A 24,892-nucleotide genomic window follows, 5' to 3' on the forward strand; every position below is an offset into this window, starting at 1 on the left:
CGACCGGTCGGCGCCGGTCGGTCAGGCGTACTGCTCGGCCACCGAGGTGTCTCCACGGGCCAGCGCCTCGAACAGCGCCAGGGCCTTGGGCCTGTCCCACAGCACCGAGGATCCGGCCGCGGTGGTGGCGTCGGTGCTGGCGACCGGCACGGTGATCTTGATCCCGTTGCTGCCGGCGGCCCCCATCAGACCTGTGGCGGTCCTGACGGTGGTCCACAGCGAGGTGTCCGAGCTTCGCCGGAAGGACTCGGCGACCGCCATGTTGACCCGCCAGTAGCGCACCGGGTTGATGGCCGTCCAGGGGCTGATGACCTTCTTGGCGACCGCCGCGGTGATCTGCTGCTGGCGCTTGACCCGGCCGAGATCTCCCAGCGGGTCTGCCTTGCGCATCCGGACATATCCGAGTGCCTCGATGCCGTGGAGGGTCTGGCAGCCGGCCGGCAGGTTCGTGTGGGAGTCCTTGTCGACCATCGGCCGCTGGAGGCACACCCTGACCCCGCCGACCGCGTCGACCATGTCGACGAACCCGGCGAAACCGATCTCCATGTAGCCGTCCATCCGCAGCCCGGTGGCCCCCTCGACGGTCGCCATCAGCAGTTTCGGGCCGCCGATCGAGTAGGCGGCGTTGAGCTTGTTGCGGCCATGGCCCGGGATCGGCACGAAGGAGTCGCGGGGCAGCGAGATGAGCACCGACCTGCCGCGGGGCGGGGTGTAGAGGATGAGCATCGTGTCGGTGCGGGTGCCCACCTCGGTCCCGGTGCCCAGCTTCTTCTGCTCGGAGGAGCTGAGGTTGTCCCGTTGGTCGGTGCCGACCAGCAGGGTCGCGGTGCCGGGCTGGCTGTCCGGGCGATCCCCCTCGGGGGTGGCGTCAACCGTGTTGGACCGGACCAGGGCGATGATCGGAACCACCAGCAGCCAGATGATCCACACCACCAGAAGGTTGCGGAGGATCCGGAGCGGGCGATGTCGTCGACGACCTGCCGCGGCCCGGGGACGAGTTCCACCCGGATCGCGGTGCCGACGCGAGTCTGTGCGGGCACCCCTTCTCGACCGGGACCTTCCGGACGAGGACGGTCGGCTCGACGAGGAGTCGTAGGAGTAGCTGAAGGGGTGCAGCGGATGGCCGCTCGGGTCGACATGATCCTCGCGCTCCCCGTGAGTTCCAGCCGGGCCGGACCGACCCGGCCCGCGGTCCCGCCGCTCACCCGGTGAGGCGCCGCGCGGGGTCCCGCCACGGGCACTGCTGGTGGAGTCATTGCCGTAGAGCCAGTCCACGTCATCCTGGCGGGATTGCTCGTCTCGTCGGTCGGCCATGTGCCCACGGTAGTTCTCCCGGGAGCCGCGGGGTGCGCACCGGCGTCCCGACACCCCGTCCCGACCGGCTCGCGAGGCGGACCCGGGGGCCGAGGCGTGCAGCGCTGGGAGCGAGCGACGGATCGGTGCTGGCACAATGGCCACCATGTCCTCGTCCACATATCCGGCTCCACCGGTCAGCGTCGTCATGCCGGTCAGGGATGAGGAGAAGTACCTCGCCTCCTCGGTCGACGGGATTCTGGCCCAGGGCTATCCCGGTGAGATGGAGGTGATCCTGGTGGTGGCGCCGGGTCACGACGCCAGTCAGCAGATCGCCGAGGATCTGGCCGCCCGCGACCCCCGCGTGCGGGTGGTTCCGAACCCGTGGGCGACGACTCCCCGGGCCCTCAACATCGGGGTGGCCGCCGCCCGGCACGACATCATCGTGCGGGTCGACGCCCACGGCGAGCTGGCACCGGAGTACATCGCCACCGCCGTCGAGCTGCTGGAGCGCACCGGCGCCGCCAATGTCGGTGGCGTGATGGATGCCCGCGGCCGCACCGCCTTCGAGCAGGCCGTCGCGGTGGCCTACACCTCCAGACTGGGCCTGGGATCCTCCTCCTTCCACCTTGGCGACTCCCCGGAGGGACCGGCCGACACCGTCTTCCTCGGGGTGTTCCGCAAGTCCGATCTGCTCGCCGTCGACGGCTTCGACGTCACCTTCGACCGCGCCCAGGACTGGGAGCTCAACTATCGGTTGCGTCAGGCGGGCCGTCAGGTCTGGTTCAGCCCGCGCCTCAGGGTCACCTACCGGCCGCGGTCGACGGTCGGGGCGCTGGCCCGCCAGTTCTTCCGCACCGGGCAGTGGCGCCGCGAGGTGATGCGCCGGCACCGCGACTCGGTGAGCCTGCGGTACCTGGCGGCCCCGCTGACGGTGTCGGCCTCGGTGATCGGTGCCGCCCTGGGGATCGCTGGTGCGGTGCGCGCACTTGCCGGGATCCTCCCCGGCGCGGACTCCCGCAGACCGGGCGGCCAGTGGATGCTTGCGGGCTGGGGGCTGCCGCTGGGCTATGCGGCGGCGATCACTGTCGGCAGCGTGGCGATGCGACGCCCGATGCCCCGTCAGGTGCGCCGGCGGCTGCCCCTGGTGCTCGCGGTGATGCACTTCAGCTGGGGTGCCGGGTTCCTGGTCGGGCTGCCGCGCCGACACCGTGACACCGGCGACGCCGGGCAGCCTCCCCTCATCGAGTGAGCCCGTCCCGGCTGGCCCTCTCCTGACGGGCGATCTGCTCGATCGTGGTGCCCGACCCGGTCGACTCCACCAGCACCAGCGACCCACCGCCCCGGAGACACCCGGCCAGCAGCACGGCGAGGTGGGCCGGGGTCGCTCCCGGATCGCCGGTGGCCACCAGCAGCGGACCGGCGACCGGCGGCACGCCTGCCAGGCTCCGACCATTCATCGGGTCGACGTCGGCCAGCCAGGTCTGCGCCAGCGGGGCGGGTGTGGCACCGGGCATCTCATCGGGCATCGCCAGGGCCTCGCAGTAGTCGATCGCCCCGGGCACCGGATCCTGGCACGGTCCGGCGAGCGGCTCCAGCGAGCACTGGACCAGCGGCACTCGTGGGTCGCAGCCGGTGGCATCGGGGCCGGCCACCGCCAGGGCCGCCCTCGACGAGTCGGTCGGCAGCACGCTGGGGGTGGCCCCCGACCACCAGGTGGCCAGCAGCCAGCAGCAGCTCACCCAGTGCAGCGGGTGCGAGGAGAGGACCTGCAGGTGGACCAGGTCTCCCCGGCCCACCCCCTCCTCTGACATCAGATGAACGGTCTTGGCGACCCAGGTGCCGACGGTGCGGGTGGACAGCTCCACCCGGTCCGGCCCCCGGTACCAGGTCACCAGGGGCCCGGCTCCCGACTCACCGATCCGTTGGGCGAGGGTGGACACCGGGTCGCCGGCGGCGGGACGAGGGCCCGGGGTGGAGGAGGGGGTGCGGGAGAGCTGAACCATGCTGGCATTGTGCCGCGGACGCGTGCCCGCGGTCTCGTCGTGGCCTCTCGCAGCGCGTGCCAAGGGCGATGTGTGGGGGGTGGCGGGCGGGATCGTCTCGTGATCTCGTCTCGTCCCTCGGAGAGCAGTCCCGGAGCCGTCCGCCCCGCTAGGCTGAGGCCATGCGTCACGTCCTCATCATCGCCGGGGGCTCGGGCACTCGCCTGTGGCCCCTGTCGCACCAGGGTGAACCCAAACAGCTTCTGGAACTCATCGACGGACTCAGCCTGTTGCGGATGTCCTACGAACGGGTGCGCGGTCTGGTCCCCGACGAGAACATCGTGGTCTGCACCGGTGCGGACTACGCCGATGTGGTGGCGACCCAGCTGCCCGAGCTCCCCGCGGAGAACATCCTCGGCGAACCGGTCGGTCGTGACTCCCTGGCCGCTGTCGCCTGGCCCGCCGGGATCATCGCCGCCAGGGATCCGCAGGCCACTCTGGCCACCGTCACCGCCGACCACATCATCCGGCCGGTGCCCGACTTCCGCGCCGCCCTCGACGGGGCCTTCCGGATCGCCGAGGGCGATGCGCGCGCCCTGGTGACCTTCGGCGTGGTGCCCACCGAGGCCAACACCGGTTTCGGCTACCTGAGGCGTGGCCAGCAGATCGCCGACGACCCGCCGGCCTGCGAGGTCGTCGAGTTCACCGAGAAGCCCGACGCCGAGACCGCCCGCCGGTACCTGGACTCGGGGAACTACTGGTGGAACTCCGGAATGTTCGTCTGGCGCGCCCAGACCCTGCTGGACGTCCTCGGCCAGCTCCGTCCGGCGGTCCGTTCCGGAGTCGACCAGCTGGTCGCCGAACCCTCCAGACTCGCGCAGATCTACCCCAGGCTGGAGAAGATCTCGGTGGACTTCTCGGTGATGGAGCCGGTCTCGCGAGGCGAGGCGGACGCCCACGTGGTGGCGGTGCCGCTGGACGTCCAGTGGTACGACGTGGGCTCCTACCAGAGCCTGGCCCCGCACCTTCCCCCCGATCAGGAGGGCAACCGGCACACCGGGATGACCATCTGCCTGGACTCCGACGGCAATCTGCTGATGAATCAGCGTCCGGACTCCGTGCTGGCAGTTGCCGGACTTCACCGGATGGCGGTGATCGCCACCGATCGGGCCACCCTGGTGGTGCCCCTGGCCGACTCGCAGAAGGTCAAGGAGCTGGTCGCCAAGGTGGCCGCCGAACAGGGTGGCGAGTTCGCGTGAGCTCGCAGTCGGGCGATCCCGGAGCCCATCCGGAGAGCACCTTCAGGAGTGTCCTGGAGTTCGGCAGGAGGGCTCGCGAGCCCTTCGCCTGGGCGATGGCGGCGGTCTGCGCGGTGTCCGTCCTGATCTTCGTCGTCGAGTTCCTCTGGTCGGTGCTGCACGAGCACGGCGGCCTGTTCGAGACCTCCCGGCGACTGTCCGGGAACTCGCTGGGGATCGGCTCGATGGCCCTGGCAGTGGCGGCAGTGGTCGCCTGTCGGCTGGTGAATCCCGCCACCCGGCACTGTCGTCAGGTGTGTCTCGCGGTCGGGGCGGTGGTCGCGGTCTCCGGTTCTGCCGATCTTGTGCTGGCGGTGCTGTCCCTGATCGGTGCTCCGGGCGGGGTGATCGGGATCATCCTGGGCCTGGTCGGTGACCTTCTCGTCGTGGTGGTCAAGGCGGCCGTTGCGGTCGTCCTGCTGATGATGTCGCGCCGCCATGACGAGGACCGGTCCGTGCTGGGCTCGCCGGCCCCCGACGAGGGGCGGGGTCGGCCCGACGGGGTGGGTCAGGATAAATGACGACAACGGGTCGCGTCACGAACGACACCCGTGTAACTTATGGATTGCGCAGGCCGGAGCTGTCGCGGTGGAACTGCCGAGATGACCGACCAGGTGTGTGAAACCACTTGCCACCAGAGCCCGAGGAGTTCGTATGGGGGAGCTTTTTCCGCCGTTGTCCGGAGTTGGCGACGGGACCGAGTCGTGGCAGGAACGCGGGCTGTGCGCCCAGACCGATCCGGAGGCCTTCTTCCCCGAGAAGGGTGGATCGACCCGCGAGGCCAAGCGGATCTGCGAGCACTGCGAGGTCCAGGCCGAGTGCCTGGAATACGCTCTGCGCAATGACGAGCGGTTCGGCATCTGGGGCGGTCTGTCCGAGATGGAGAGGCGCCGGATCAAGCGCAGTGCGTGACGATCCGTCATGACCGTAAACCGCGTCGAGAGCCCCAGGTACACGATCGCCGACTAGACTCCCCACTCAATGTCCGGGGACCGGATGCCGCCGTCAGTCCGCACCGCGGACATCGAAGGGCAAGGATGGGTTGTCATCGTGAGTGAACAGACCGGAGAGACCGCGGGCACCACCCCGGTGCCGGCCGGGGGCGAGCCGCCCCGCACCGACGAGGGATTGACCGACTGGACCATCCCAGTCGTCCCCTCGGTGCCAGTGCTCGAGGAGGACTGGGAGTGGGCCCACCGGCCCGCCCCGAAGCCGCCCACCGACATCTCGCCCGACCAGGTCGCCGCGATCCTTCTGGTCCATCAGGCCGAGGAGTGGCTGCCCGCCACGCTCAGTGGTCTTGCTGCTCTTCAGGACCGACCCGGAGTCACCGTCGCGGTGGACATGGGTTCGGTCGACGGGTCGGCCGCACTGCTGGCTGCCGCCCAGCACGACGGGTTCCTCGAGGAGGTGCTCGAGGCTCCGGCGACCGAGCCCCCGGGACAGGCGGTGTCCCGGGCGATGGCCTCACTTCCCGACGACATCACCCATCTGTGGATCCTGCACGACGACCTGATGGTGAGCCCCGAGAGCCTGCACCAGATGCTGGTGGAGGTCTCCCGCCCACCGCAGGCCGACGTCTGCTACCCGACCCTGCTGCGCCCGGCCCGACGGAACTATCCCGACGTCATCGATGAGCAGGGCCAGACCCTCACCTCGACCGGGTCGCGGGTGCTGCCCGTCATCGACAAGGGAGACATCAACCAGCACCAGTCCGATCCGGTGACGGTGCTCGGCGGATCGACTGCCGGCATGTTCCTGTCCGTGGCGGCCTGGCGACGGGTCGGCGGGTTCGATCCGGCGCTGCCGCTGTTCCGTGACGGGGTCGATCTGGGCTGGCGGGCCAACGAGGCGGGACTGGTGGTGCGCACCGCACCCAGCTGCGCCCTGCACCACCGCCAGGCAGGTCGCGGCTGGGAGCGCGACTCGACCCTGGCCCGCCGTCCCGATCTCACCGACCTGCTGGCCGGGATGAGGATGGTCACCGCTCGCTCCGCCCACCCGGGCAGGACCGCCCTGGCGCTGTTCCTGGAGTGCATCGGCCGGGCTCTCATCCTGCTTCTGGGCAAGGCCCCGGGCCGTGCTCTCGACGAGTTGAGGGCCGGGTTCAGGCTGTGGCGCACAGGCGCCGAGAATCGCGAGATGGCCGAGCGGGTGCGCGCCTTCCGGCAGACCTGCGACCCCGACCAGATCTCCAGCACCAGGCGGCTGCTGCCCACCCGGCGCAGGGTCTGGGCCCGGATCGCCGACCAGTTCGCCGGCAACGTGAGCGACCGGCTGCACCCCGACCGGGACGCCGATCTGGGCACCTCGATCGATGAGCTCACCGGCGACGAGTCGGAGGCCCGCGAGCACCACACCGTGATCAATCCCTACGGCACCATGCTTGTCGGCATGCTGCTGGTCGGGCTGGTGGCGGGACGGGGCCTGTTCGGTTCCGGCGATGTCGTCTCCAGCTGGCTGGGGCCGGCCCCCGACGGGCTGCGCGGTGCCTGGGCGGCATGGCTGGGTGCCACTCCTGGGGAGCCCGGCGGCAACGCCGTCTGGCTGAGCATCTCCGCTCTGGGGTCGACGATCGCCTTCGGACAGCCCGAGATCTTCGCGCGGGCCGCACTCATCCTGAGTCCCCTGCTGGCCGCGATGTCGGCCCACCGGGTGAACCGGCGGATCATGGGTCTCGGCGTCCCGGCCGTCCTGCTGTCGGTCACCTGGGCGATGCTGCCGGTGCTCACCGGCAGCATCGCGCGCGGGTCGATCACCGGTCTGGCGATGGGTGTGGTGATCCCGCAGCTCGCCCTGCACATGTGGCGGCTGCTGTCCCCGGAGACGATCGATCTCGAAGACCTGTGGGGGGCCGGCGGACACAGTCCGGATCCCTGGCGCACCGCCGGGGCACTGGCCTTCTGGACCGCTGTGGCGGCCTCCTTCACCCCGTCGATCTGGGCGCTGGCGGTCGTCGGCCTGGTGGGGGCGTGTTGTCGCGACCGGAGGCTGTGGCGCCCGGCCCTGCTGGCGGCGCTGGGGCCGGTCGTGGTCCTCGGTCCGTGGCTGGTGCGGGTCTGGAGTTCACCGACCCGGCTGCTCACCGGCGCCGACCCGCTGCTCACCGGCGTCGGAAGCACCACGGGCGGACTCCTGGTCCTGGTGGGAGGAGGCGTCAGTGACGGCGCGGCCCCCCTGTGGCTGCTGCTGGTGGGCACCCTCCCGCTGTGGCTCGCGGTGCTGTGGGCGCTCACCTGGCTGTTCCGCCACCCGCCCAGAGGAGGCGCCCCGCACCGCAGCAGGGTGCTGGTTGTCGCGGTGGCGATCGCCGGCCTGGTGTGCTTCCTGGTCGCCGGGACCAGTGCCCGCCGGCTCGTGCGACTGTGGGGGAGCCAGGTCCATCCCGACGTCGAGAGCTGGCAGCTGCTCGGTCTGGGATGCCTGATGGTTCTCATCGCGATGGCCTGGCAGGGGGCGGTCGTCAAGGCCCAGGCCGAGCAGACCGACGATGAACTGGGGGACTCGCCCAGCCTCGGCCAGCTCATGGCGCGATGGAGCCGGAAGATACTGCCCGTTGTGCTCATCGTCGGCATGGTCGGCAATGTGGCCTGGTGGATCATCGCCGGCGCCGGACAGCCCCTGCACCGCGTCTCGACGAAACTGCCGGCCTATGTCACCGCGGTGGAGGACTCCCCGCGGCGCACCCGGACCCTGATGATCCTGGTCCAGGATGGCCGGACCACCTGGAACCTGGTCGACTCGCGCAGCCCCCGGTGGGGATCCGGGGAGCATGCCGCGATCTCGACCGATCCCGCCATCCGGGGGGCCGCCACCCAGCTCGCCCAGTCGATCTCGGCGGGCGATGTCGGTGAGGACCTGGCGAGCCAGCTCACCGCCCTGGGAATCGGGCATGTCTGGATGCGGGGAGCCGGTGACGACGTCGTCTCCCAGGTGAGCAATGCCTCCGGACTCACCTCCGCCACCGCCGACTCCACCAGTACCGTGTGGACCGTCAACGGGAGTCCGTCGAGAGCACGGCTGGTCACCGGCCGGACCCTCAGCCCGGTCGCCGAGACCGTGCCGGCCGGCGGTTCGGGGCGGTCCGTGGTGATCCTCGAACCACGGGACGACCGGTGGCAGGTGAGAGTCGGCGGCACCCTGCTCCAGCAGTCCGGACGGCCCTCCGGCGGATATGGCCAGAGCTACGCGCTGGGCGGGGCGGCCGGTCAGCTCGACTGGCGGATGCCCACCCAGGGCTGGGCCGCCGCCATCGAGATGGGTGCGGTCCTGATCCTGCTCATCATCGCCGGACCGAATGCCTCGCGCCGGGCCCCGGCGCCGCGCCGATCCCTGGAGGTGGACTGATGGAGCCGCGTAGAGCACGCCGCGCCGACGACGACCCGCAGAACTCCCAGGAGGTCGACCAGGACGGCACTGACGCCCGCAGGGCCGTCCCCCGTCACGGAGACCGGGCCGAGGGCGCGGCCCCGGCGGCGGATCATCAGGATCGTGCCGCGCAGACGCTGGGGGATTCCTCGGCGGGTCACCGTCAGCACTCGCGGCGCACCGCCGTGAGGGGCGGGATCATCTGCGCGGTGGGATTCGCCGCGCTGGCCCTGGTCGTGGGGACAGGAGTCTCCCTCATCCCGGCCCAGCAGCTCGACCGGGGTCGGGCCACCACCGTGATGCCCGGACAGACCCTGGTCTGTCCCCCCTCCCAGCAGACCGCCCAGATGGCGGTGGGATCCACCAGCGCGCAGTTGCACGTCTCCGATCTCGGCGGCGCCCCCCAGCAGGTCCGGGTGCCGATGTCCGGGGCGATCGGCACCGGCGCCCGGCTGGTGCGGTCGGTGAGCGGCCAGGGACGTCCCACCGCCACCACGATGAGTCTGGTGGGGTCGGGGGCGGGCGCCACCAGCGCCTGGACCAGTTGCGTCACCGCCTCCACCGGCGGCACCGTGATCGTCGCCGACCCGAGCATCTCCGACCTCATGGTGACCAACTCCGAGTCCGAGGACACCACTGTCGACGTCTCCCTGAGTGGGGCCAAGGGGGCCATCGACGCCACCGGGTCCCGTGGGATCAGCATCGCCGCCGGCGCCAGCAAGGTGCTGCCGCTGTCGGTGTGGGCCCCCGGCAACTCGCCGGTCTCCGCGACCGTGACCAGCGACACCGGCCGGATCGTCGCGGTTGCCAGAAGCCGTGGGGCCGTCGGTGCGGAGACCGTCGCGATGAGTTCGCCCGCACAGAACCTGTCCATCCCCGCGGTGCCCGCGGGCGCCACCGCCTCCGAGCTCCTGGTGTCCAACCCGGGATCTGGCAGAGCCACCGTGAAGGTCAGTGCGCTGGCCGCCGGCGGGTCCTTCACGCCCGAGGGGGCCGATGACATCGAGGTCGAGCCGAACAGCACGATCGCGGTGGACCTCAGCAAGGCGCTGGCCGGTGAGGCCGTCGGTCTGTCGGTGAGCGCCAGCACCCCGGTGAGCGCCCAGCTGATGGCGACCCGGGGCAAGGATGTCGCGATGGCGACGCCGGCTGCGGCCGCGACCAGCCTGCAGACCGCTGCTCCACGCGGGGGGACCGTCTCCCTGTCGAACCCCACCGACCAGGTCACCCGGATCAGCGGCAGCTACCGGACGGTCAAGGGCCAGACGGTGAGGTTCAGCGCATCCCTGGCCGCCGGCACCACCTGGACGCGCGGACTGGGCACGGATGCGGGCCATCTGCTCGTGAACGCCGACCACGCCGTCATCGGAGGGGTCTGGTACTCCGCCACCGGACTGTCATCGGTGCCGCTGTCGGTGGTGAGCGGGAACACCCGGGCCACCCGGATCTCGGTCGACGCCCAACTGTCCTGACCGGCCTCCGGACCGCGGTGCCGGTCACCGCGCGGCCGGCCGCGCGGTGACCGGCTGCCCGGTCAGTCGAACTCGGCCCCCGGGTCGATGACGTCGACCGGCAGCCCGGTGAGCGCGCTGAGCTGCTCGACCAGGGTGCGGTGCACCAGGATCACCAGGCCCTGAGGAGTGGCCGCCCTCATCTCCAGCGGACGTCGGAACAGCACCACCTTGGCCGGATGGTGCTCGTCGCCGTCCTGGGCCGAGGTGAGTGGCACGTGATTCTCGATGAAGGACTGCCTCTCGGGAACATCCTCGACACCCACCACCAGCCGGTCCAGGGCCGCCGGGCAGGTCTGTGAGATCCGCGCCAGGGCCGACCCGACGGCCTCCGCGAAGAACTCCGAGCGGGTCGGACGTGGCGAGGGCACCACCCCGCCGAGGGCGGCGGGCACGACCAGAGGTCCGCGCATTCCCCGGCCATGACGATCACGACGAGACGACATGCACCCCACGGTAGTGGTACCGGTGAGCACCGCGGCGTAGTCTCCGGCGGGTGAGAGAGTGTTCGCGGTCTGGCTGCTCGCGGCCAGCAGTGGCGACGTTGACCTACGTCTACGCCGAGTCCACCGTCGTCCTGGGGCCTCTCGGCCCGGCGCACGAGCCGGGCTCCTATGACCTGTGCCGGGAGCACTACGGGGTGATGTCGGCCCCCCGCGGCTGGGAGGTCATCCGACTGCCCGGGGTCGATGACGCCCCGGCGATCACCGCCGACGACGACCTGATGGCGCTGGCCCGAGCGGTGCGCGAGGCCGGCATGCTCGATGACGAGGTGATCCCCGACAGCCCCGTCGACCCCGATCCGGACTCCGTGCGGGTGGTCGCCCAGCGCGGCCACCTCAGCGTCATCGTCGACTCCTCGGCGCAGCCGGAGCCGCGACCTCGCCACGCCGGTCACCGGGGGCACTAGGCTGGGGACCCGATATCCCTATTGGTTCTGCATCCATGCGGGACCTGTTGCCGCACCGCTCCAGCAGACGGTGCGGCCCCGGGTCGGCCACGACCCGCAGGTCCTGCGATCGTGAGGAGTTGCGCCCGGCATGTCCGATCTTCCCGCCACACCTGAGGCTCTCGACCTGTCAGCGGCCTTCCTCGAGATTGCCGCCTGTCCGCAGTGTCACTCCAAGTTCGCCCTCGACTATGACCTGGGGGAGCTGGTCTGCTCCAGCCCCGACTGCGGCCTGGCCTTCCCGGTCCACGACGGGGTTCCCGACCTGAGGATCGACGCCGCCCGGCGTCCCGCCGATGAGGTGCCGGACCCCGCCCCGTCGACCGGCAGCACCGGGTCTGACCGCGCGGGGTCTGACAGCACCGGGTCTGACAGCACCGGCACCGATGCCGATCAGGGCGAGGCCGACCGGTGAGCGGCGCCTTCGAGGACTCCCGGCTCGAGACCTCCGCACTGCCCGGTCCGGCCGAGGCCGCACTGCGCTACCTGGCCAGCACCGGCGCACGGATCCGCTCCGACGCGACCGAGCTGGACGCCTCCGCCCGGCTGGCCGCCACCGATCTGGAGCGACCCCGCGGGGTGCTGGTGGTCGGCCCTGAGGCCAGACTGGTCCGCTCGGTGCTCGAACCGGTCTGTCCGGTTCCGATGGTCGCCTGGCCCTTCGATCGGCTGCCCGCCTGGGTGGGGCCGCTGGATCTCGTGGTCGCCCTGGACACCGAGACCGACCTGCTGGGTGCCGCCCCCGCCCAGTCCTGCCTGGAGTCGGTGGCCGAGGCCGAACGGCGCGGTGCGGGGATCCTGCTCGCCGGCCGCGACGGGTCCTCGGCCTGGCGGGCCGCCGGTCACCGCTCGGCGGTGCGGCTTCCGGTGCTCAGCGGCGACCCGATGTCGGCGGCGGTGGTGGTGCTGGCCCTGCTCGGCCAGATCGGGATCGGCCCGCACGTCGACCCGGAACAGGTCGCCCGGGCCGCTGACCTGGTCGCCGAGGCGGCCTCCCCCCCACCACGACCTGGCCACCAATCCTGCCAAGGAGATGGCCTGCGCCCTGGCCGACGCCGACCCGCTGCTGTGGGGAGGGTCGGTACTGGCCGCGCGATCGGCCAGACGGTGCGCCGAGGCGCTGCGCCGGGCCAGCGGCAGGGCCGCCCTGTCCGCCGACGCCGACGCCCTGATGCCGGTGATCACCGGCACCCCGGTGCGCGACCCGTTCGCCGACCCGGAGATCGACGGTCTGCCCACCCGACCGGTGCTGGTCGTGATGGACGACGGCGAGGCCGGCGACGCCGAGGGCAGAGCGCGGCTGGAGGCCGCCTGCCGCCAGCACGACGTCTCCGCACGCAGGATCGGGCTGCCGCTGGGAATGGAGGAGGCCGGCCCGGTCGACCGCTACGTCACCCTGCTGCTGCAGGGCCGGTTCTCCGCGGCCTACCTGGCCCTGGGGCTCGACCGGCTGGTTCTCGACAGCAGGGCCGGCGCCCGATGAGCGCGGAGGAGGGCAGCAGGAGGGCGATCCTCGCCGCCGCGGCGGCGAACCTGGGAATCGCCGCGACGAAGTTCGTGGCCTGGGCCCTCACCGGCGCCTCCTCGATGCTCGCCGAGGCGATCCACTCCACCGCCGACACCGGCAACCAGGTGCTGCTGATCCTCGGGGGCCGGGCCTCCCGGCGGGAACCCGATGAGAACCACCCCTTCGGTCATGGGCGGGCCCGCTACCTGGCCGCCTTCATCGTCGCCATCGTGCTGTTCAGCCTCGGTGGGCTGTTCGCCCTCTACGAGTGCTACCAGAAGATCGTCGCGGTGCGTGCCGGGGAGCACGACGAGCTGGCCGCCTCCAGATGGTGGTGGATCCCCCTCGTGGTGGTGCTCGTCGCACTGGTCGCCGAGTCGCTGAGCCTGCGCACCGCGCTGAGGGAGACCCACCGGGCGCGCGCTCACCTGTCGGTGATCCAGTTCATCCGCCAGTCCAAGGCTCCCGAGCTGCCGGTGGTGATGCTGGAGGACTCCGCGGCCGTGCTCGGCCTGGTCTTCGCCCTGCTCGGCATCGGGCTCACCCTGATCACCGGCAACGACATCTTCGACGCCCTCGGCTCCGGGTGCATCGGCCTGCTGCTGGTGGTGGTCGCGGTGATCCTGGGCCGGGAGATGATCTCCCTGCTGGAGGGGGAGTCGGCCAGTCCTGCTGACCGAGAGGCGATCGGGACCGCGCTGACCGGCACCGACGGCGTCGAGCGGGTCATCCACATGCGCACCGTTCACCTGGGGCCCGAGACGATTCTTCTGGCGGCCAAGATCGCGGTCGCGCCGGGGGACTCGGCCAGCGAGGTGGCGCGGATCATCGACGCCGCCGAGGCGAGGGTGCGTGCCGCGGTCCCCACCGTCGGGCCGCTCTACCTGGAACCTGACATTCTGCGAGGGGTCGAATCCCGCCCCGGTGCGCCTCGAGGTACGAAGGAGAACTGATCATGGCCACTCATGTCCTGGTGCTCAACGGTCCCAACCTGGGCCGGCTGGGTCGCCGCGAGCCTCAGATATACGGGACCCTCACCCATGCGGCGCTGCGCGAACACCTGGTCGCCGTCGGCCATGATCTCGGCCTGAGGGTCGATGTCCGCCAGACCGACGCCGAGGCCCAGATGATCGACTGGCTCCACGAGGCCGCCGACAACCGCATCCCGGTGGTCATCAACCCGGCCGCCTGGAGCCACTACTCGATCGCGATCGCCGACGCCGTCGCCCAGCTCGAGGCGCCCGCCATCGAGGTGCACCTGTCGAATATCGCGACCCGCGAGGAGTTCCGGCACCACAGCGTCGTCTCGGCCTATGTCACCGGCACCATCATCGGTCTCGGTGCCTCCGGCTACGACTACGCCCTCGAGCACATCACAGCGCTGATGGAACATCCCCAGGAGGACCTGCCCGAACCTCCTCAGATCAACCGTGGAGCGGTGCAGAGCGCCATCACCGGCGGACCCGACGCCGGCCTCGATCCCCGCAGCTGAGTCCCGCAGCTGAGTCCCGCTGCAGGGCGGAGCGACGGGATCACCCACCGGCCGGCGGGTGATCCCGTCGCGAACTCGCGCGGAGCGGCGCAGGTTCAGCTCACTTGCCCGGCTTGCCTGGATTGAGGGACTCCCAGATCTCCTTGCACTCGGGGCAGACCGGGAACCGCTCGGGATTGCGGGTCGGCACCCACACCTTCCCGCACAGGGCGACCACCGGGGTGCCGTTGACCATCGCGTCGGTGAGTTTCGCCTTGGGAACATAATGCGAGAACCGCTCGGCGTCGCCGTCCTCGAATGCGGGTTGGGTCCGTTCATCGAGGACGGTCTCGGACCCGGGTGCAGACTGCGTACTCATGCCTGGATTGTAGGCTCGCCGGGATTCGCGCCCCGAGGCGATCGGCTGTTGGCGAAGCCCGGGTCCCACAGGGCCGCGGAGGGTCTCGCGGGCTTGGTTCGGATGGGTCCGCGTTGCCGTGGCGTGGGATAGTTGACGGGTGAGCAGTGAACAGCCGGACCGTGAGGAGACTCGACAGATGGTCGAGGGACAGGCCAGGCAACTGCCTCCGATGGGGTGGTACCCCGATCCGGCGGGCAGCAGGAAGGAACGGTACTGGGACGGGAACCGGTGGACCCGCAATCTGCGGTCCGCCCCCGAGGCGCCGAGGAGATCGCACTCCGGTGCGCTTCCCGAGTCCCTGGAGCCGATCCGGCGACGTCATCCCGATGAGCAGCCGCGACGCCGCGTCGTGCAGCGCCGCTCGGCCGGGGACTCCCAGTCGAGCCCCCAGAGTCCCAGTGGGTACGACCCCGATGAGTACCACTCCGCCTCCCGGGGCCCTGCTCAGCGCAATCCCTACGACGCCTACCGCTCGGGTGCGGCGTCGGGTCCCGGACGCCTGGACAGCACGACCTCCGATGGCGTCCCGCTGGCTGGATGGTGGTGGCGGGTGCTGGCCAGTCTCATCGACCAGGCCGTCATCTGGACGATCGTCTCGATCCTGCTGCGCGACCAGTGGCAGGCCTACATGACCGCTCTGGTGAAGGTCACGGCCGAGTACACGACCCCGGCCCAGCTGCTGTCCGCCCTTCAGAAGGACCCGAATCTGATGGTCACAGCGGGCCTCACCGGTCCGCTGTACACCCTGATGATCTATGCGATCTTCGGCCAGGCGATCTACCAGTTCGTGATGCTCGTCGCCTGCTCGGCATCGCTGGGCCAGCTCATCGCCGGTCTGCGGGTGGTGGAGGTCGGCAAGGGCCGGGAGCACAGCCGTCTGATCTGGTGGCGGGCGGCAGTGAGGGCCCTCACCTGGGGGATCGTCGAGGTGGTCAACATCTACCTCGGGATGCTCACCGTGCTCAGCTACCTGATGCCCCTGTTCCAGCGGCGACGCCAGACCCTCCACGACCTCGCCGGCGGCACCCAGGTGATCCGTCCGGTGCGTCGCTGAGGTCACCGGCCCCCACTCCCTGTTCCCAGATCCTCTGAAAGGCCCCCTGACATGTCTCTGTCCGATCCCGCCCTCCTCGCCCTGGCCGACCACTTCGGTGTCGCCCGGAGCTTCCAGGACTGGAAGGGTCGGCAGACCACCGTCTCCGAGGAGACCATCCGGGCGGTGCTGACCGCCCTGGGTGTCGACGTCAGCGCCCCCGACCGGGCCCTCAGCGAGGTCCGCGACCGCCCGTGGCGGCGCACCATCACCCCCTGCACCGTGCTGCGGGAGGGCCAGGAGGGCCGTGTCGACATCCACCTGCCGGCCGGGCAGTCGGTCGCGGTGCACATCGAGCTGGAGGACGGCACCCGTCGCGACTGCTGGCAGGTCGACAACTGGAACCCCGACCGGCTGCTGGACGACGGGTGGGTCGGGGAGGCCACCTTCGGGATCCCCGCCGATCTGCCACTGGGCTACCACACGGTCGTCGCGATCACCCCCGACCGACGGTCCACCGCCAGCCTCATCGTCACCCCCGGATGGCTTGGGCTGCCCACCCGGATGGGCTCGACCCGATCCTGGGGATACTCCACCCAGCTCTACTCGGTCCGCTCCCACGGCTCCTGGGGGGTCGGCGACCTCACCGACCTGGCGGACCTGGCGGTCTGGTCGGCCACCCAGGGGGCTGACTACCTGCTCATCAACCCGCTGCACGCCGCCGAGGTGGTGGCGCCGATGGAGCCCTCCCCCTACCTGCCCACCAGCCGGCTGTTCGTCAACCCGGTCTACATCCGGCCGGAGCTGGTTCCCGAGTACCAGGATCTGGACGAGGACGCCCGGGAACTGGCCCAGCGGGACCGCCAGCGGGTCTGCGAGAATCCGCACGCGATCGACCGGATCGACCGGGATGACTCCTGGACGGCCAAGAGGTCGGTCCTCGAGGAGATCCACGCCCTCGGGATGGAGCCGGCGCGAATGATGGCCTTCCAGGCCTTCCGCCGGACTCGCGGCCGTCGTCTGGACGACTACGCCGTCTGGTGCGCCCTCTCGGAGCGGCACGGCTCGGACTGGAAGCGCTGGCCCGAGGATCTCCAGCACCCCGACAGCCCGGCGGTGGCCGCCTTCGCCCGGGAGAACCCCGAGCGGGTGGAGTTCTACGAGTGGTTGCAGTGGGTGGCCGACCAGCAGCTCTCGGCGGCCGATCGGGCCGGTCGCGACTCCGGGATGCGGCTCGGGCTGATCTGCGATCTGGCGGTCGGGGTGAACGGCCACGGTGCCGACACCTGGATGCTGCCGAGCCTCTATGCGGAGGGGATCGGTGTGGGGGCCCCGCCGGACCAGTTCAACCAGTCCGGACAGGACTGGGGACAGCCGCCGATGCGCCCCGACGCGCTGGCCGAGATGTCCTACCAGCCCTTCCGCGAGATGGTCTCCACCGCTCTGCGGCACGCCGGAGGGGTCCGGATCGACCACATCCTGGGGCTGTTCCGACTGTGGTGGGTGCCCGCCGGGCTGGGGCCGCGCAATGGCACCTATGTGCGCTACGACCACGACGCGATGGTCGGAATCCTGGCCCTGGAGGCGCTGCGTGCCGGAGCCCTGGTGGTCGGTGAGGACCTGGGGACCGTGGAGCCCGGGGTGCGCGACTACCTGCGCGACCGCGGGATCCTGGGCACCTCGGTGATGTGGTTCGAGATGGACGGTTCCGGGCGGCCGCTGCCCCCGCAGGCCTGGCGCGAGTACGCGCTGTCCTCGGTCACCACCCACGATCTTCCGCCGACCGTGAGCTACCTGGCCGGCGAGCACGTCGATGCCCGCAACGAGCTGGGACTGCTCACCGAGCCGGTGGAGCAGGAGCGCGCCAACGCCGCCCGGGAACGCGCCCTGTGGGTCCAGGCGCTGCGCGACTGCGGTGCGCTGACCGTCGAGAATCCCAGCGACGAGGAGATCGTGGTGGCGATGCACCGGATGCTGAGGCAGACCCCCTCCAGAGTCCTCAACGTCGCTCTGACCGACGCGGTGGGGGACCGGCGGACCCAGAACATGCCGGGGACCACCGACCAGTACCCGAACTGGAGGGTGCCGCTCAGCGGTCCCGACGGGCGTCCGATGTGGCTGGAGGAGGTCTACACCAGCGAGCTGGCGGCCGAGTTCGCCGGCGTGCTCAACAACGGCTGAGCCCGGCACCGCCTCGTGAGGGGGCGCACAGCGGGGGTCCGGATCCGATCGGATCCGGGCCCCCGCTGTGCGCCTGGCGCGGTCGCCGTGGCGACGTTGATCAGGTCGCCGTGGCGACGTCGATCAGAGGGATCGACGTGGCGCAGTCACTCCGAGACGGCCTTCTTGAGGGTGCTCGATGCCGAGATCTTGACGGCCTTGTGGGCCGGGATGGTCATCGACTCGCCGGTGCGCGGGTTGCGCCCGTTGCGCGCCGGACGCTCGACCGACTCGGCGGTGAGCAGACCGGGAAGCTGAACCTTCTCGCCGTTCACCAGGGCGGTGGTGATGACGTCGGTGAGCGCCTTGACAGCTTCGTTGGCCTGGGTCTCGGTGAGCGAGGCCTCCTTGGCGATGGCCTTGATGAGCTCGGACTTGGTCATGGGGTCTCCTTGTATCTGACTACAGGGGCTGGCACGACCAGTTTGGCCGTCCCGCACGAGGGTGCCGTCGTCATCGGTCAGCGGGGCCGGTTTCGCCTGGCACGTTCTCTGAACTAGGACACTAACCGATCTGGGCTCGCAGTCAAGCTTCACACCGCCGTCAGACCCGCAGAAACAGCGGTTCTGATGCCCCCGGGGAGGTCTGGGAGAGGCCGAGTCAGAGTCCCTCGCCGATGATGGTGACTGGGCCGTCGGTGCCGGACCTGCCCATGATGGTGGGGATCGCCTGCTCCCCGCGGGAGATCCGCCGCCCCGACATCGGCAGCTCCTCCAGCCTGGCGCGGTGCCGGTCCCGGGCGGCCTGCAGGGGCTCGGCGCCGACCGTGACGCCGTCGGTGATGAGCGGGACGATGAGCTCCTGGTCTCCCGGCTGGTGGGCCGGCGGACGGTCGATACCGACCACCTCCGCGGTCGCCACGCCGTCGGGGCCGATCCGGCGCACGGCGAACTTGCGGCCTCCGACGGTCGACTTGTGGGAGGACTTCTTGGCCACCGGGACCATCGGGGCCGCCGGATCGTCGCTGGTGGCCCGGGCGACCAGTTTGTAGACGAAGCTGCAGGTCGGGGCCCCCGAGCCGGTGACCACCGAGGTCCCCACCCCGAAGCCGTCGACCGGGGATCCGCGCAGCGCGGCGATCTGCCACTCGTCGAGGTCGCTGGTGACGATGATCCGGGTCTCGGTGGCGCCCAGGTCGTCGAGCAGGTCGCGGACCTGACGGGCGACGATGGCCAGGTCCCCGGAGTCGATCCGCACCGCCCCGAGCCGGCCCCCGGTGAGCTCGACCCCGGTGCGCACCGCCTGCTCGATGTCGTAGGTGTCGACGAGCAGGGTGGTCTGGTCCCCGAAGGTGTCGAGCTGGGCGCGGAAGGCGTCCCGCTCGGAGTCGTTGAGCAGGGTGAAGGAATGGGCCGCGGTGCCGGAGGTGGGCACTCCGTAGCGCATCCCGGCGGCCAGGTTCGAGGTGGGACCGAAGCCGGCGATCCAGCAGGCCCGGGCCGCGGCCACCGCGGCCTCCTCATGGGTGCGCCGCGAGCCCATCTCGATGATCGAGCGGCCCTCGGCCATCAGCACCATCCGGGAGGCCGCCGAGGCGACCGCCGAGTCGTGGTTGTAGATGCTCAGCAGCAGGGTCTCCAGCAGACAGGCCTCGGCGAAGCTGCTCTCCACGGTGACCAGCGGGGATCCGGGGAAGTACAGCTCCCCCTCGGGGTAACCGTGGATCGAGCCGGTGAACTGGTACCCCGACAGCCACTGCGCCATCTGCTCGCTCACCACCTGGTGGCCGACCAGGAAGTCGATCTCCTCGGGCTCGAAGTGGAAGTCGGCGACGGCGTCCAGCATCCGTCCGACCCCGGCGACCACCCCGTAGCGCCGGCCCTCGGGAAGCCGACGGGGGAACAGCTCGAAGACGCAGGGGCGGAAGGCGGTGCCGGCCCGCATGGCCGCCTCGACCATGGTCAGCTCGTAGTGATCGGTGAGCAGTGCTGTCGACATGGGGCAACTCTATGGGGCCGACGGCATCGGGAACAGGTTGGCGGGCTGGAGAGGGGAGGCAGAATGGGGGCATGTCCCAACCCGTTGACGGTCCGCAGGTGGCCGAGGTGCTGGTCGGACCGCGGTGCTCCCTGCCGGCCGGCGAGCCGACCGCGCAACGACTCGAGCAGCACGAGCCCGAGTGGACCACGGTGGTCTGGGACGACCCGATCAACCTGATGAGCTACGTCTCACGGGTCTTCGCGACCTACTTCGGCTATCCGCGTCCCAAGGCCCACGAGCTGATGATCCAGGTGCACAACGAGGGCAGCGCGGTGGTGGCCACCGGGTCCCGCGAGGAGATGGAGACGGCGGTCAGCGGCATGCACTCCTACGGCCTGTGGGCCACCCTCGGGAGGGTCGGTCGGTGAAGATGTCGACGGGGCAGCCGCCGTGGTCCCTGGAACTCGAACCGGAGGAGACCTGGCTGCTGGGGATCCTGCTGGACGTCTACCAGCCGCTGGTCGACCCCGACGACGAGGTCGACTCCGACGGTGAGGCCGACCGGACCGAGGATCTCGACGGGCCGGAGGACGGCGACGCCGACGACGACTGCTTCGACTTCTGGGAGTCCGATCTCAGCCCGACGGTGATCGACCGGGACCACGAGGACCCGGCGCTGCGCAGGCTGTTCCCCGACGCCTACCCCGACGACGCACTGGCCAGCGCGGAGTTCCGCCGGTTCACCCTGGCGGGCCAGCGACGCGAGCGGCTGGACGACATCGCCTTCCTGCGCCGGGCCCTGGATGCCCTGGACGAGGGCCCGCTGATCGTCCAGGAGTCCCAGATCGATCAGTGGCTGCGAGTCGCCAACGCCCTGCGACTGGTGCTGGCCAGCCGCCTGGGGATCGTCGATGAGACCACCGCCGACCAGGCCGAGCGGACCGCCGAGCAGGACCCCTCCGACATCGTCCATCCCGCCTACGAGTGGCTCGGGGTGCTCATCGAGATCCTCATCGAGGTGTCCTGGGGGCAGGACTGAGAGCCGTCCCAACAGCCCTTGTCCGGGTTCGGTTCGACCAATACCGACCCCCGGTTGGTTAGGGTCGCCTATCCTCACCTACACTCATCCGCATGAGTGAGAACCCGAGCCGTCGGCTCAACGGCGATGCCGATGGCCTCCGCCAGTCCCTGCGCGGCGAACCCCTTTCCAGCTGCCTGACCGGCGTGCCTCGTGTCCTGCAGGCCACCGGCGCCCGCCCCGAGATGGCCCGTCGGCTGGCCGCCCTGGGACTGCGCCGGGGCGCCCAGGTGACCCTGATGACGCGCACCGCCGGTCGCGGCGGGATCGTCTCGGTGGCCGGGGCCCGGATCGCGCTGGACCACAGCATGCTCGCCAGCCTCTACACCACCGACGCGAGGGATGCCGCATGAGCCCCAAGGTTGCCGAGGACGCGATGCGGGAGCTGTCGGGCCACAAGCACCGACCGGTGATGTCGGCCAAGGCGTGCTGCTCCGAGGGTCCCGACGAGTCGGCCACCGGGGCACCGGTCGTCGCCCTGGCCGGAGCCCCCAATGTCGGCAAGTCCACCCTGTTCAACCTGCTCACCGGAGCGCGGGTGAGCATGGGCAACTGGCCCGGCACCACGGTGTCGGTGTCCCGCGGCGTGTGGCACACCCACCACACCCCGGGCGCCCCGTCCGACCAGGACTGCAGCTGCCCGGAGGGGCAGTGCCACTGCGACCACATGGCCGACCACGACCGCGACATCACCCTCATCGATCTGCCCGGCGCCTACAGCATCGACCCGATGAGCCCCGACGAGGCCCTCACCCGGGCCCTGCTGGTCGACTGCCCGCCCGCCGAGGCCCCCGACCTCGTGGTGGTCGTCGCAGACGCCGCCCACCTGTCGCGCAGCCTCTACCTCGTCGCCCAGCTGAGGGAGCGCCCGCTGCGTGTCGTGGTGGCCCTCACGATGGTCGACGTCGCCCGCCAGTACGGCATCGAGATCGACACCTGGGCGCTGTCGGACAAGCTCGGCGTCCCGGTGGTCTCTCTGGACCCGCGGCGGCGCCGCGGCCAGCAGACCCTGGCGATGGCGGTCCGCAACCAGCTGGACGACCTGCCCCCCTGCCCCCGCGAGATCGCCCTGGACCCGGCCGAGCTGAGTGTCGGTCCCGACGCGCTGCCCGCGACCCCCACGGACACCGCGGACACCGCCGGCACCGGCACGGCCGACGCGGCGGCCGCCGATGAGGACGCCGACCTGGCCCGCGAGGACGAGCGCTTCGCCTTCATCGAGGACGCCGTCGCCGGAGGCACCACGGTCTCCGGGGAGAACCGCAAGACCACCTCGGACAAGATCGACCGGTGGGTCACCCACAAGGTCTTCGGACCGATCATCTTCGCCGCCGTGATGTGGATCGTCTTCGAGGTGACGACCACCGTGGCGGCACCCTTCCAGGACTGGCTGGACTCCTTCTTCTCCGGGCCGGTCTCCGAGTGGACCCACGCCGGACTGGCGGCCATCGGGCTCGGCGACACCTGGGTCAACGGACTGCTGGTCGACGGCCTGATCGCCGGCGTCGGCACCGTGCTCACCTTCGCCCCGCTGATGGCGCTGATGTTCATCCTGCTGGCGATCCTGGAGGACTCCGGGTACATGGCCCGCGCGGCCGTGGTCACCGACCGGATGATGCGCCGGATCGGACTGCCCGGCCGGGCCTTCATCCCGCTCATCGTCGGCTTCGGCTGCAATGTGCCGGCCATCTCGGCCACCCGTGCGCTGCCCCAGGCCCGCCAGCGGATCCTCACCTCGCTGCTGGTCCCGTTCACCTCCTGCACCGCCCGGCTCACCGTCTACGTGATGCTCGCCAGCACCTTCTTCCCGAAGATGGCCGGCACGGTGTGCTTTATCATGTACCTCGTCTCGATCGTTCTGGTGGTCCTCATCGGGATGGCGCTGCGCAAGACCCTGTGGCGCACGATGGGTTCCGAGCCGCTGGTGCTCGATCTGCCCCCCTACCAGGTGCCCACCGCCCGGCTCACCGCCAGCGTCACCTGGGTGCGCCTCAAGGGATTCCTGCGCACCGCCTCCGGCATCATCGTGGTCGCGGTGGCCGCGGTCTGGCTGCTGCAGTCGATCCCGGTCGTCGGAGGGGCGGGGTTCGGCGAGGCCGCCCCCGAGGACTCGGCCTTCGGGGTCGGGGCCTCCGCCGTCGCGCCGGTCTTCGAGCCCGCCGGATTCGGATCCTGGCAGACCTCCTCGGCGCTGGTCGTCGGGTTCGTCGCCAAGGAGGCCGTGCTGTCCTCGTGGGCCCAGACCTATGCGGTCGACGATCCCGAGGAGACCGGCAACGAGACCCCGCTGCAGGCCGAGGTGGTGGAGTCCTTCGAGCAGAGTTCGGGAGGACACACCTATCCCGCGGTCTGGGCCTTCCTGTTCTTCATGCTCTCCTACACCCCCTGCGTGGCGACCCTGGCCGTCCAGAAACGTGAGATCGGCATCGGTTGGACGCTCTTCGGTCTGGCGATGCAGCTCGCGGTGGCCTACATCGGCGCGGTCGCGATCTTCCAGATCGGCAGTCTGCTGTGGTGAGGGATGCCGGCACCGGGACCCTTCCCGACGAGACGACAGGCGGCAGGACGGCAGCGTCCTCCGAGGCGGGGACAACCGCTCCCGCCAGGCCCGTCCGCCCGCTCAGCCAGGTGCTGGCCGCCTTCCGGGCCGGCGCCGTCAGCCTCGACGAGATCGCCGAGAGGACCGGGCTGCCGGGCACCATCGTGCGCACCAGCGTCGCCCATCTGATCCGGATGGGGCGGATCGAGGCCCGCGAACTGTCGATGGGATGCCCCGGAGGGGGATGCGCCTCCTGCGCCTCGGCGCACACCGACGGCACCCCCGGGTGCGGTGCGGCCGGACCCTCCCAGGCCCGGCGGGGGCCCGTCCTGGTGCAGCTGAGTCTGCGCCGGTGAACGCTCCGTCGTAGGCTGGCACACCGTGAGCGATGATCCGGCCGGACCTGACGAGAACACCGTCGACTCACCGATCGGGATCTTCGACTCCGGTTTCGGTGGGCTGACGGTGGCCCGGGCCGCCGTGGACCTGATGCCCAACGAGGACATCATCTATCTCGGCGACACGGCCCGGGCGCCCTACGGCGAGAAGCACATCGCCCAGGTCCGCCACTACGCCCTGCAGTGCCTCGACCGGCTCAACACGCACGGTGTCAAGGCCTTGGTGATCGCCTGCAACACCGCCTCCTCGGCGGTGCTGCGCGATGCCCGGGAGCGCTACGACGTGCCGGTCATCGACGTCATCATGCCCGCCGCCCGGCGCGCCTCGCTGGTCACCCGCAACGGTCGGATCGGGGTGATCTGCACCGAGGCGACCGCCCGATCGCGGTCCTACGAGGATGCCCTGGCCGCGGTGCCGGGGGTCTGCCTGACCACCTCCCCCTGCCCCCGGTTCGTCGAGTTCGTCGAGCGGGGGATCACCGGCGGCCCCGAGCTGGAGGCGGTGGCGCGCCAGTACCTGGCGCCGATCCGGGAGGCCGGCTGCGACACCGTGATCCTGGGGTGCACCCACTACCCGCTGCTGGCCGGTCTGATCAGCATGACCCTGGGCGACGAGGTGACCCTGGTGTCCTCCTCCGAGGAGTGCGCCCGGGCCTCCTACGCGGTCCTCACCCGGCGCGGCATCCTGCACACCGCCCCGAGGGAGCCGAGCCGCTACTTCCTCACCACCGGAAACGCCGAGAAGTTCGAACGGCTGGGACGCCGGCTGATGCAGGGATTCGTCCGCGACGTGCACCGAGTGGGGATGGACGAGACGCCGGCCCTGCTGGGCGACCGGGCCTTCGTGCGCTCCGCCGACGAGCCGGTCTCCTGAGGATCGTCCGTCGCCGGCACCCCGTTG

General features: G+C 70.8%; 23 protein-coding genes and 2 pseudogenes. 19 read left to right on the forward strand and 6 right to left on the reverse strand.

Annotated elements, in window-relative coordinates:
- Positions 1-21: 21 nt before the first annotated feature.
- Complete coding sequence (locus H590_RS0106380) at positions 22-930, reverse strand: LCP family protein (protein ID WP_476760478.1); 909 nt, start codon at positions 928-930, stop codon at positions 22-24.
- A gap of 529 nt (positions 931-1,459) precedes the next feature.
- Here H590_RS0106380 and H590_RS15300 point away from each other — a divergent pair.
- Positions 1,460-2,545, forward strand: coding sequence for a glycosyltransferase family 2 protein (locus H590_RS15300; protein ID WP_036981403.1), 1,086 nt, complete (start codon positions 1,460-1,462; stop codon positions 2,543-2,545).
- Here H590_RS15300 and H590_RS18895 read toward each other — a convergent pair.
- A complete protein-coding gene (locus H590_RS18895) occupies positions 2,535-3,299 on the reverse strand; it encodes a TIGR03089 family protein (RefSeq protein WP_036981317.1) in 765 nt (254 codons plus the stop codon). The genes H590_RS15300 and H590_RS18895 overlap by 11 nt on opposite strands.
- A 161-nt stretch (positions 3,300-3,460) precedes the next feature.
- Between H590_RS18895 and H590_RS0106395 the strand changes: the two genes are divergently transcribed.
- The 5 genes from H590_RS0106395 (at position 3,461) to H590_RS15315 (ending at position 10,416) form a co-directional block, all read left to right on the forward strand.
- Positions 3,461-4,537 carry a mannose-1-phosphate guanylyltransferase gene (locus tag H590_RS0106395; protein WP_028702908.1) on the forward strand — a complete coding sequence of 359 codons (1,077 nt, stop codon included), beginning with the start codon at positions 3,461-3,463 and terminating at the stop codon, positions 4,535-4,537.
- Positions 4,534-5,097, forward strand: coding sequence for a hypothetical protein (locus H590_RS15310; RefSeq protein WP_051238243.1), 564 nt, complete (start codon positions 4,534-4,536; stop codon positions 5,095-5,097). The genes H590_RS0106395 and H590_RS15310 overlap by 4 nt, the downstream gene beginning before the upstream one ends.
- 133 nt (positions 5,098-5,230) lie before the next feature.
- Positions 5,231-5,488, forward strand: a complete 258-nt coding sequence (locus H590_RS0106405; protein WP_028702909.1) for a WhiB family transcriptional regulator — start codon at positions 5,231-5,233, stop codon at positions 5,486-5,488.
- A gap of 138 nt (positions 5,489-5,626) precedes the next feature.
- Positions 5,627-8,923 carry a glycosyl transferase gene (locus H590_RS0106410; protein ID WP_028702910.1) on the forward strand — a complete coding sequence of 1,099 codons (3,297 nt, stop codon included), beginning with the start codon at positions 5,627-5,629 and terminating at the stop codon, positions 8,921-8,923.
- Entirely contained in the window at positions 8,923-10,416 is a 1,494-nt protein-coding gene (locus H590_RS15315) for a DUF5719 family protein (protein WP_051238244.1), read from the forward strand. The genes H590_RS0106410 and H590_RS15315 overlap by 1 nt, the downstream gene beginning before the upstream one ends.
- 62 nt (positions 10,417-10,478) lie before the next feature.
- On the opposite strand, the gene H590_RS0106420 is transcribed toward H590_RS15315, so the two are convergent.
- Positions 10,479-10,901: a metallopeptidase family protein gene (locus H590_RS0106420; RefSeq protein ID WP_028702911.1), complete on the reverse strand. Its 423-nt coding sequence runs from the start codon at positions 10,899-10,901 to the stop codon at positions 10,479-10,481.
- Positions 10,902-10,951: 50 nt separating this feature from the next.
- Here H590_RS0106420 and H590_RS15320 point away from each other — a divergent pair, with 50 nt between their 5' ends.
- The 5 genes and pseudogenes from H590_RS15320 to aroQ all read left to right on the forward strand — a co-directional run.
- Positions 10,952-11,365: a DUF3499 domain-containing protein gene (locus tag H590_RS15320; RefSeq protein WP_084149320.1), complete on the forward strand. Its 414-nt coding sequence runs from the start codon at positions 10,952-10,954 to the stop codon at positions 11,363-11,365.
- Between the two features lie 130 nt (positions 11,366-11,495).
- Positions 11,496-11,819, forward strand: coding sequence for a Trm112 family protein (locus H590_RS19350; RefSeq protein ID WP_331855824.1), 324 nt, complete (start codon positions 11,496-11,498; stop codon positions 11,817-11,819).
- Positions 11,816-12,887 (forward strand): annotated as a pseudogene (locus H590_RS15330) (phosphoheptose isomerase). Before H590_RS19350 ends, H590_RS15330 begins: the two are co-directional and overlap by 4 nt.
- Entirely contained in the window at positions 12,884-13,864 is a 981-nt protein-coding gene (locus H590_RS15335; RefSeq protein WP_036981319.1) for a cation diffusion facilitator family transporter, read from the forward strand. Before H590_RS15330 ends, H590_RS15335 begins: the two are co-directional and overlap by 4 nt.
- A gap of 2 nt (positions 13,865-13,866) precedes the next feature.
- Positions 13,867-14,295 (forward strand): annotated as a pseudogene (gene aroQ, locus H590_RS15340) (type II 3-dehydroquinate dehydratase); the annotation flags it as partial.
- 208 nt (positions 14,296-14,503) lie between these two features.
- Here aroQ and H590_RS0106450 read toward each other — a convergent pair.
- Positions 14,504-14,761 carry a DUF3039 domain-containing protein gene (locus H590_RS0106450; protein WP_028702912.1) on the reverse strand — a complete coding sequence of 86 codons (258 nt, stop codon included), beginning with the start codon at positions 14,759-14,761 and terminating at the stop codon, positions 14,504-14,506.
- A gap of 139 nt (positions 14,762-14,900) precedes the next feature.
- On the opposite strand from H590_RS0106450, the gene H590_RS18640 reads away from it, so the two are divergent.
- Both H590_RS18640 and malQ read left to right on the forward strand, forming a co-directional pair.
- Positions 14,901-15,857, forward strand: coding sequence for an RDD family protein (locus tag H590_RS18640; RefSeq protein WP_127843588.1), 957 nt, complete (start codon positions 14,901-14,903; stop codon positions 15,855-15,857).
- 51 nt (positions 15,858-15,908) lie between these two features.
- On the forward strand, positions 15,909-18,017 hold the full coding sequence (malQ, locus tag H590_RS0106460) for a 4-alpha-glucanotransferase (RefSeq protein ID WP_028702914.1): 2,109 nt from the start codon (positions 15,909-15,911) through the stop codon (positions 18,015-18,017).
- A 146-nt stretch (positions 18,018-18,163) separates the two neighbouring features.
- Here the strand turns inward: malQ and H590_RS0106465 are convergent, their stop codons facing one another.
- Entirely contained in the window at positions 18,164-18,439 is a 276-nt protein-coding gene (locus tag H590_RS0106465; RefSeq protein WP_028702915.1) for an HU family DNA-binding protein, read from the reverse strand.
- A gap of 217 nt (positions 18,440-18,656) precedes the next feature.
- Complete coding sequence (locus H590_RS0106470; RefSeq protein WP_028702916.1) at positions 18,657-19,994, reverse strand: nicotinate phosphoribosyltransferase; 1,338 nt, start codon at positions 19,992-19,994, stop codon at positions 18,657-18,659.
- Positions 19,995-20,065: 71 nt separating this feature from the next.
- On the opposite strand from H590_RS0106470, the gene clpS reads away from it, so the two are divergent.
- The 6 genes from clpS to murI all read left to right on the forward strand — a co-directional run bounded on the left by clpS (position 20,066) and on the right by murI (position 24,865).
- A complete protein-coding gene (gene clpS, locus H590_RS0106475; protein ID WP_084149321.1) occupies positions 20,066-20,404 on the forward strand; it encodes an ATP-dependent Clp protease adapter ClpS in 339 nt (112 codons plus the stop codon).
- A 2-nt stretch (positions 20,405-20,406) separates the two neighbouring features.
- The gene (locus tag H590_RS17275) at positions 20,407-21,015 is read left to right on the forward strand and encodes a DUF2017 family protein (RefSeq protein WP_126412882.1); all 609 of its coding nucleotides are present in this window, start codon (positions 20,407-20,409) and stop codon (positions 21,013-21,015) included.
- Between the two features lie 92 nt (positions 21,016-21,107).
- The gene (locus H590_RS15350) at positions 21,108-21,407 is read left to right on the forward strand and encodes a FeoA family protein (RefSeq protein ID WP_036981323.1); all 300 of its coding nucleotides are present in this window, start codon (positions 21,108-21,110) and stop codon (positions 21,405-21,407) included.
- A complete protein-coding gene (gene feoB / locus H590_RS0106490; RefSeq protein WP_197720478.1) occupies positions 21,404-23,572 on the forward strand; it encodes a ferrous iron transport protein B in 2,169 nt (722 codons plus the stop codon). The genes H590_RS15350 and feoB overlap by 4 nt, the downstream gene beginning before the upstream one ends.
- The gene (locus H590_RS17880) at positions 23,569-23,949 is read left to right on the forward strand and encodes a FeoC-like transcriptional regulator (RefSeq protein WP_161626006.1); all 381 of its coding nucleotides are present in this window, start codon (positions 23,569-23,571) and stop codon (positions 23,947-23,949) included. The genes feoB and H590_RS17880 overlap by 4 nt, the downstream gene beginning before the upstream one ends.
- A gap of 25 nt (positions 23,950-23,974) precedes the next feature.
- A complete protein-coding gene (gene murI, locus H590_RS0106500) occupies positions 23,975-24,865 on the forward strand; it encodes a glutamate racemase (RefSeq protein WP_028702920.1) in 891 nt (296 codons plus the stop codon).
- Positions 24,866-24,892 lie beyond the last annotated feature (27 nt).

Source organism: Acidipropionibacterium jensenii DSM 20535, from assembly GCF_000425285.1.
Lineage (GTDB): Bacteria > Actinomycetota > Actinomycetes > Propionibacteriales > Propionibacteriaceae > Acidipropionibacterium > Acidipropionibacterium jensenii.

Coding starts and splice junctions, on each gene's coding strand:
- H590_RS15300 (WP_036981403.1), top strand. CDS start 1,460: ATGTCCTCGTCCACATATCCGGCTCCACCGGTCAGCGTCGTCATGCCG.
- H590_RS18895 (WP_036981317.1), bottom strand. CDS start 3,299: ATGGTTCAGCTCTCCCGCACCCCCTCCTCCACCCCGGGCCCTCGTCCC.
- H590_RS0106395 (WP_028702908.1), top strand. CDS start 3,461: ATGCGTCACGTCCTCATCATCGCCGGGGGCTCGGGCACTCGCCTGTGG.
- H590_RS0106405 (WP_028702909.1), top strand. CDS start 5,231: ATGGGGGAGCTTTTTCCGCCGTTGTCCGGAGTTGGCGACGGGACCGAG.
- H590_RS15315 (WP_051238244.1), top strand. CDS start 8,923: ATGGAGCCGCGTAGAGCACGCCGCGCCGACGACGACCCGCAGAACTCC.
- H590_RS0106420 (WP_028702911.1), bottom strand. CDS start 10,901: ATGTCGTCTCGTCGTGATCGTCATGGCCGGGGAATGCGCGGACCTCTG.
- H590_RS19350 (WP_331855824.1), top strand. CDS start 11,496: ATGTCCGATCTTCCCGCCACACCTGAGGCTCTCGACCTGTCAGCGGCC.
- H590_RS15335 (WP_036981319.1), top strand. CDS start 12,884: ATGAGCGCGGAGGAGGGCAGCAGGAGGGCGATCCTCGCCGCCGCGGCG.
- H590_RS0106450 (WP_028702912.1), bottom strand. CDS start 14,761: ATGAGTACGCAGTCTGCACCCGGGTCCGAGACCGTCCTCGATGAACGG.
- malQ (WP_028702914.1), top strand. CDS start 15,909: ATGTCTCTGTCCGATCCCGCCCTCCTCGCCCTGGCCGACCACTTCGGT.
- H590_RS0106465 (WP_028702915.1), bottom strand. CDS start 18,439: ATGACCAAGTCCGAGCTCATCAAGGCCATCGCCAAGGAGGCCTCGCTC.
- H590_RS0106470 (WP_028702916.1), bottom strand. CDS start 19,994: ATGTCGACAGCACTGCTCACCGATCACTACGAGCTGACCATGGTCGAG.
- clpS (WP_084149321.1), top strand. CDS start 20,066: ATGTCCCAACCCGTTGACGGTCCGCAGGTGGCCGAGGTGCTGGTCGGA.
- H590_RS17275 (WP_126412882.1), top strand. CDS start 20,407: ATGTCGACGGGGCAGCCGCCGTGGTCCCTGGAACTCGAACCGGAGGAG.
- H590_RS15350 (WP_036981323.1), top strand. CDS start 21,108: ATGAGTGAGAACCCGAGCCGTCGGCTCAACGGCGATGCCGATGGCCTC.
- feoB (WP_197720478.1), top strand. CDS start 21,404: ATGAGCCCCAAGGTTGCCGAGGACGCGATGCGGGAGCTGTCGGGCCAC.